The following is a 6,054-nucleotide window of genomic DNA, read 5'->3' on the forward strand; positions in this document are numbered from 1 at the left end:
GGCTCATGGTCTTCCGTGACATGCCAGAGCAGCTGCCCGATATCCCTCATGTCGATCGCTTGTCCGCAGACCGGGCATATCTCAATCTCTGGTCCTTCGGTCACCGGCTTGCGGTCTACTGCCTTGAGACGGCCCGTTGGGCGGGGAAGATCGGAAAGCTTGGTCATCAACGACTCCGACATACAATTCGTCTAAAATACCCCGGAACCTTAATCAGCCTTCCGACTTGAATCGCGGTGCGGGGTATCGAGTATGAGTAACGCCGGAGACCGGCTGAAGTTCATCAAGCCACAGGAACCCGTCCTGGTGCTGGAGCCGCCGGTCAGCGACGACTGGATCCACGAAATCAAATATGACGGCTTCCGCACCCAGATCATCCTGGACTGGGCCGGCGCCCGTGCCTTCACCCGCACCGCCATCGACTGGTCGAAGCGCTACTGGCCGATCGTCACCGCTGCCGAGCAGCTGAAGGCGAAATCGTTCATCCTCGACGGTGAGGTGATCGCGCCCGAGCCGGACGGCCGGTCGAACTTCCACGCCATGCATTCGCGCATGGCATGGAACGCCGAGCTGCTCGCCTTTGTAGCGTTCGATATTCTGTATCTGGACGGCGAGGATCTGCGCCCGCGGCCGGCGATCGAGCGCAAGGCAATCCTGTGGGACCTGATCAAGCCGGCCGAGGGCATCATCCAGTACAGCCAGCACGTCGAGGGCGGCGGCGCCGAGTTCTACGATGCGGCTGAGCGAATGGGGCTTGAAGGCGTGGTGTCGAAGCGCAAGTTCAGCCCATATCGTAGCGGCGCCAAGGATGAAGCCTGGCTGAAGACAAAATGCTGGGACATCGCCGAACTGGATCTGATCGGCGTCAAACGAAAAGCCGGCGAGTGGACCGAGGGGCTGTTCGCGCGGGACGGAAAATATGTCGGCAAGGCCGTGATCGCCACCACGGATGCGATAAAGGACCGCCTCTGGAAACGGGTGCAGAAGGCCAAGGCAGCGCCGCCGCACGTTCCCACGGCACAGATCACGCCTGACGTCGAATGGGTCAAGCCCGGCATCAAAGCCAGCGTCAGGACGCTACGCGGCGAGCCCAAGCTGCGGCACGCCTCGGTGCAGGGTTTCCTCGACGAAGGCTGATGGGGCCCTTGACCGCAGTTGGGAATTTGTTCTTATTACGTTCTCATGGAACACGATCCGATCGACACGCTGGGCAAGGCGACCCGGCACAACATGCTTGTGAAGGCCGAATGCAGTTGCGGCAATGTCCGCTACATCAGGTCGGCCGACCTGATGATGGTCTATGGCGGCGGCGTCGATCCGCTGGCGCTGAAGTTCGATTGCAGCCGTTGCAAGCCACAGATCAAGATCACGCTGCTCGAGGTGCATCCGGAACACCTGCCGAAGCGCCTGGTGATCCACAAGCCGATGAAGGTCGACGGCAAGATTACCTGGTACACTGAACGGTTTCGAGGATGAGCGACTGGACATTCCAATCGCTGGTCGACGGGAACATGCAGATCACGGCGTATTGCCGCAACTGCGTTCATTACGCGGTGCTCGACCTTGAGGGTTTAAGAGACAAATACGGTCCGGAGGTCAAAGCGATGAACTGGAATCTCGCGCCGCGCCTGGTCTGCTCCAAATGCAGGGCCAACAAGCCGGAACTTCGCTACACACCCGACTCCAACAAGGTGTCAGGCATGGGCAAAGCAGTGGGGAATTCCTACGCAAAGGCCAAGGGCGATCGCTAGTCCAGCGGTTTCAACTTTGGCCGCTTTTGCACCAATTCGCCGTCGAAGAGAGTCGAAACCCAGCGTTGGTGGCTTTGCGGTTTTCACTGGCCTGTCACGCCGGAGGTCGCGGGTTCGAGCCCCGTCACTCGCGCCATTTCTCTCAAGGGTATCAAGCTCTTGGCTTCAGAGAAATGTCGACATTGATTGTCAAAAATATTGTCTTGCAAGAGACCTGAGGTCCAAGAGACCTGAGGTCACTCAGGTCCTTTCAGCCCTTGCCTACGCCTGGCCCTGCAAGATCACCCCCTCGCCAGCAGTGCCTCGACCTCCTGCAACGTCGGCATCGACGGTGCAGTCCCCGGTCGCGTCACGGAGATACCGGCGACGGCGCAGGCGAAGCGCACCGCTTGCAGCGGCTCCACGCCCCTCGAAAGTGCTGCGGCAAGCCCGCCATTGAAGGCATCGCCTGCCCCCGTGGTTTCGACCACCGGGCCGGCGCTGACGGCTGGAACATGGTCGGAGCGCTCCTTCGAGTGCAAAAGCGCGCCCTTGTCGCCGAGCGTGACGATGACCGTGCCGACCCCCTTTTTCAGCAGACTGTCCGCGGCGGCTCGCGCCTCGTCGACCGAGGACACCTTCATCCCGGTCAGTTCCTCCGTCTCGGTCTCGTTGGGCGTAAGGTAGTCGCAGAGCGTGTAGATGCGGTCGGGAAGCTTTGCCGCGGGGGCCGGGTTGAGGATCGTCGTCACCCCTGCCCCACGCGCGATCTCCAGCGCCCGCATGGCGGCTTCGATCGGCTGTTCGAGTTGGGTGACGAAGACGCCGGCACCGCCGATCAGCGTGGCATTGGCTTCGATATCGGCTGGAGAGATCAGCATGGCAGCACCGGGGCTGACGATGATGGCGTTGTTGCCGGTGGTCTCCTCGACGAAGATGTAGGCCGCACCGGTGTAGCTTTCCGGCGTATTGATGACGGCATTTTTCACGCCCGCCTGCGCCCAGGTCTGCCTCGCCATGTCGGCGAAGGGATCGACGCCGAGGCGGGTGAGGAAGGTGACGTCGGCGCCGAGCTTGCCGGCGGCAACCGCCTGGTTAGAACCCTTGCCGCCCGGCCCCAGCGTGAAGGATGTGCCGAGGATGGTTTCGCCCATGCGCGGCTGCCGCTGCGCCCTGTAGGCGGTGTCGGCGACGAACACACCCAATATGACGACAGGCTTCATGACGACCGGCTTGCCCGAAGCCATGCCGCTACTGCGCATCCGGCGGCACGACGCCCTTGCGAAAGGCGAAGCAGCCGTAGAAGCGGCGCTCACCTGTCTGGATGACGCAATAGGCCTGTTTGGCGCGCTCGTAGAAGGCATAGCGCTCGACCGCGATCATCGGCCACGACTTGCCCTCGGCCTTGTCGACCTCCCTTTGCACTTCGCTTTGTACGGGCGGAATTTCGTCGGGCTTGCCCACAATTTCCATGCGCGCGGCCGAGTCGTCGACGAATGTATCCAGTGGGTAGAGCGACAGCACCGCCTTGACCACTTGCGCCGCCGAGGCATCGATGCGCAGCACGCGGCCGAGCGCCGTCTGGCGCGCCACGGAATCGGACGGAAAATTGGTGTCGGCGATGATCAGATCATCGCCATGCCCCATTGCCCGCAATGCCTGCAGCACGTCGGCATTGAGCAGCGGGTTGATGCCTTTGAGCATGGTATTCCTCGTGAGTTGGGATCAGAGACGCTTGCCGGTCTCTGCGTCGAAAAGATGGATCTGGTCGAGCCGTGGCTTCAGCTTCAACGTATCGCCCGGCTTGAAGTCGTGACGCTCGCGAAACAGCGCCACCATCTCGCCTTCGCCGAAGCGCAGGAACACCAGCGTTTCCGAGCCGGTCGGCTCGACCACCGAAATCTTCGCCGGCACGCCGTCGGGATGAATTTCGAGATGCTCCGGTCGCACGCCATAAACGACGGCTTGCCCGTCTTGTGCGGCGTTGCCCGATGCGATCGGGAACAGCGTGCCCGCGATGTCGACACCGGGCTTGTCGCCCTTGCGCATGGTGCCCTTGAGCAGGTTCATCGACGGCGAGCCGATGAAGCCGGCGACAAACAGGTTGGCCGGTCTGTCGAACAGCTCCAGCGGCGCGCCGACCTGCTCGATGCGGCCGTCGCGCATCACGACGATCTTGTCGGCCATGGTCATGGCCTCGATCTGGTCGTGGGTGACGTAGATGGTGGTGGTCTTCAGCCTCTGGTGCAGTTCCTTGATCTCGGTGCGCATCTGCACGCGCAGCTTGGCGTCGAGATTGGACAGCGGCTCGTCGAACAGGAAGACCTGCGGATTGCGCACGATGGCACGGCCCATGGCCACGCGCTGTCGCTGGCCGCCGGAAAGCTGGCGGGGATAGCGCTTCAGATAGGGATTGAGGTCGAGGATATCGGCGGCGCGCTTGACCCGCTCGGCGACCAAGGCCGGATCGGTTTTCCTGAGCTTGAGGGCAAAGGCCATGTTCTGCTCGACCGTTTTGTGCGGATAGAGCGCATAGTTCTGGAACACCATGGCGATGTCGCGCTTGGCCGGCGGCAGATGATTGACGACGCGGTCGCCGATGGCGATCGTACCGGCGGAGACGGTCTCCAACCCAGCCACCATCCTGAGCAATGTGGACTTACCGCAACCCGAAGGGCCAACCAGCACCACGAACTGTCCGTCTGCGATATCGACGCTGACTTCGTGCAGAACCTTGACCGTTCCAAAGGCCTTGGCCACCTTGCTGATCGCGACTTGCGCCATATCTCCCCCATCGGCTCCATTAGCCGTAGGCGCAGAAGCTAACCAACGCGACCTGTCAGGGCAAGTCGGTCCCTTATAGATAAAAACCCGCTCTCGTTGACACGGCGTTGTGTTGTGAGAATAGTGGCAGGCGTTGGTCAAAATGTCGGTATCCGATCCGCAATCGGAACCTCAATCGACGCAGGGTGGGGTCCTGCCTAATTCGTTTCCGAAACGGGAGCATCTTTGGCGCTCCGGCGTCCGACAGTTGGCCGATTTATTCACACTGATGTTCTGGGAGGAATAGGCGATGAGAACGGGTCTTTACGACAAACTGGTTCGAGCCGGCGCCACAAGGCGCGACATATTGAAGGGCGCGGCCAGCATGGCCGCGATCGCAGCCGCATCCAGCGCCGGACTTGGCGCCTTGACGCGCCCGGCTTCCGCGGCAAGCGAATTGCGCACAAAAATCCTGCAGATCACCGGCGTCGGCAAAGGCCAGCCGACGGACGCCGACTTCCAGAAGGTCGGTGAACTCTGCCTCGAAGCGACCAAGGCCAATGTCAAGGAAGGCGAATTCGCCGGCGTCGAGCTGACCTTCATGGGTCTCAACAACCAGAACCTGCACAATGTGCTGTTCCGCGGCTTCCTGAAGCCGTGGGAGACCTATACCGGCGCCAAGATCAACTGGATCGACCTGGCGCAGGCCGATTACAATGCCCGCCTGCAGCAGTCGATCGCGACCGGCACCGTCGATTTCGACATTATCGAAATGGGCGCGCCGTTCGAAGGCGATGTCTGCGGCAAGGGCCTGACGTCGGAAATGCCCGACTGGGTCAAGACCCAGATCGATTTCGACGATCTGGTCAGCTATCTGAAGCCGCCGGTCGGCACCTGGGACGGCAAGCAATACCGCGTGACCGTCGACGGCGACGCGCACAACTTCAACTACCGCACCGACGTGTTCGCCGATGCCGACCTCGCCAAGGCCTGGAAGGACGGCGGCGGCGAAGGTGAATGGGGCGTACCGAAGACCTGGCAGCAGGTTCAGGCGGTGACCAAGTTCCTCAAGGGCAAGAAGCTCAAGGACCAGGACGTCTATGGCTATCTCGACGCGCCAAAGCCCTGGGGCGGCTTCGGCTTCTATTTCCTCGGCAGTCGCGCCACCGCTTATGCCAAGCACCCCGACGACAAGGCCTGGCTCTTCGACGCCGACACGATGAAGCCGCGCGTCAACAATCCGGCCTGGGTGCGCGCCATCCAGGACGTCATCGACGCGCTGCCGTCCGAACCCGCCGACCAGATCAATGCCGATCCGAACACGACCGCCTTCCAGCAGTTCCTGGCCGGCACCGGCTCGATGGTCACTTGGTGGGGCGACGTCGGCTCCAACGTCAAGACCAACGACTCTTCCGTCGTCGGCGACGTCACCGGCTTCTCGATCCTGCCCGGCTCGGACGATGTCTACAATGCGAAGACCGGCGCCTGGGACAAGCTCGCCAGCGGCCCGAACTATGCGCCCAACTGCGCCTATCTCGGCTGGGGCGTCTATGTGATGGCC

Annotated in this window: 7 protein-coding genes; 4 read left to right on the forward strand and 3 right to left on the reverse strand. The window is 61.9% G+C overall.

Annotated features, from left to right (window positions below; all coding sequences use genetic code 11):
* Positions 1-252: 252 nt before the first annotated feature.
* Genes EN906_RS19855 through EN906_RS19865 form a run of 3 tightly spaced genes read left to right on the forward strand, consistent with a single transcriptional unit; the run spans position 253 to position 1,751 of the window.
* On the forward strand, positions 253-1,137 hold the full coding sequence (locus EN906_RS19855) for an RNA ligase family protein (RefSeq protein ID WP_127266594.1): 885 nt from the start codon (positions 253-255) through the stop codon (positions 1,135-1,137).
* A 45-nt stretch (positions 1,138-1,182) separates the two neighbouring features.
* Positions 1,183-1,476, forward strand: coding sequence for a hypothetical protein (locus EN906_RS19860; protein ID WP_127266593.1), 294 nt, complete (start codon positions 1,183-1,185; stop codon positions 1,474-1,476).
* Positions 1,473-1,751 (forward strand): hypothetical protein, encoded by a 279-nt coding sequence (locus EN906_RS19865; RefSeq protein WP_127266592.1) that lies wholly within the window; start codon positions 1,473-1,475, stop codon positions 1,749-1,751. Before EN906_RS19860 ends, EN906_RS19865 begins: the two co-directional genes overlap by 4 nt.
* Before the next feature lie 281 nt (positions 1,752-2,032).
* Here EN906_RS19865 and rbsK read toward each other — a convergent pair whose 3' ends face one another.
* The 3 genes from rbsK to ugpC are packed head-to-tail and all read right to left on the reverse strand — an operon-like array spanning position 2,033 to position 4,514.
* A complete protein-coding gene (gene rbsK / locus EN906_RS19870) occupies positions 2,033-2,977 on the reverse strand; it encodes a ribokinase (protein WP_127266591.1) in 945 nt (314 codons plus the stop codon).
* Positions 2,978-2,981: 4 nt separating this feature from the next.
* Positions 2,982-3,434 (reverse strand): RbsD/FucU family protein, encoded by a 453-nt coding sequence (locus EN906_RS19875; RefSeq protein WP_127266590.1) that lies wholly within the window; start codon positions 3,432-3,434, stop codon positions 2,982-2,984.
* Positions 3,435-3,455: 21 nt separating this feature from the next.
* Positions 3,456-4,514 carry a sn-glycerol-3-phosphate ABC transporter ATP-binding protein UgpC gene (gene ugpC, locus EN906_RS19880; protein ID WP_127266589.1) on the reverse strand — a complete coding sequence of 353 codons (1,059 nt, stop codon included), beginning with the start codon at positions 4,512-4,514 and terminating at the stop codon, positions 3,456-3,458.
* A 289-nt stretch (positions 4,515-4,803) separates the two neighbouring features.
* On the opposite strand from ugpC, the gene EN906_RS19885 reads away from it, so the two are divergent.
* Positions 4,804-6,054: extracellular solute-binding protein (locus EN906_RS19885; protein WP_127375319.1), on the forward strand; the 1,251-nt coding region annotated here is incomplete at its 3' end.

Source organism: Mesorhizobium sp. M7A.F.Ca.CA.004.06.1.1 (assembly GCF_003999135.1).
Classification (GTDB): Bacteria; Pseudomonadota; Alphaproteobacteria; order Rhizobiales; family Rhizobiaceae; genus Mesorhizobium.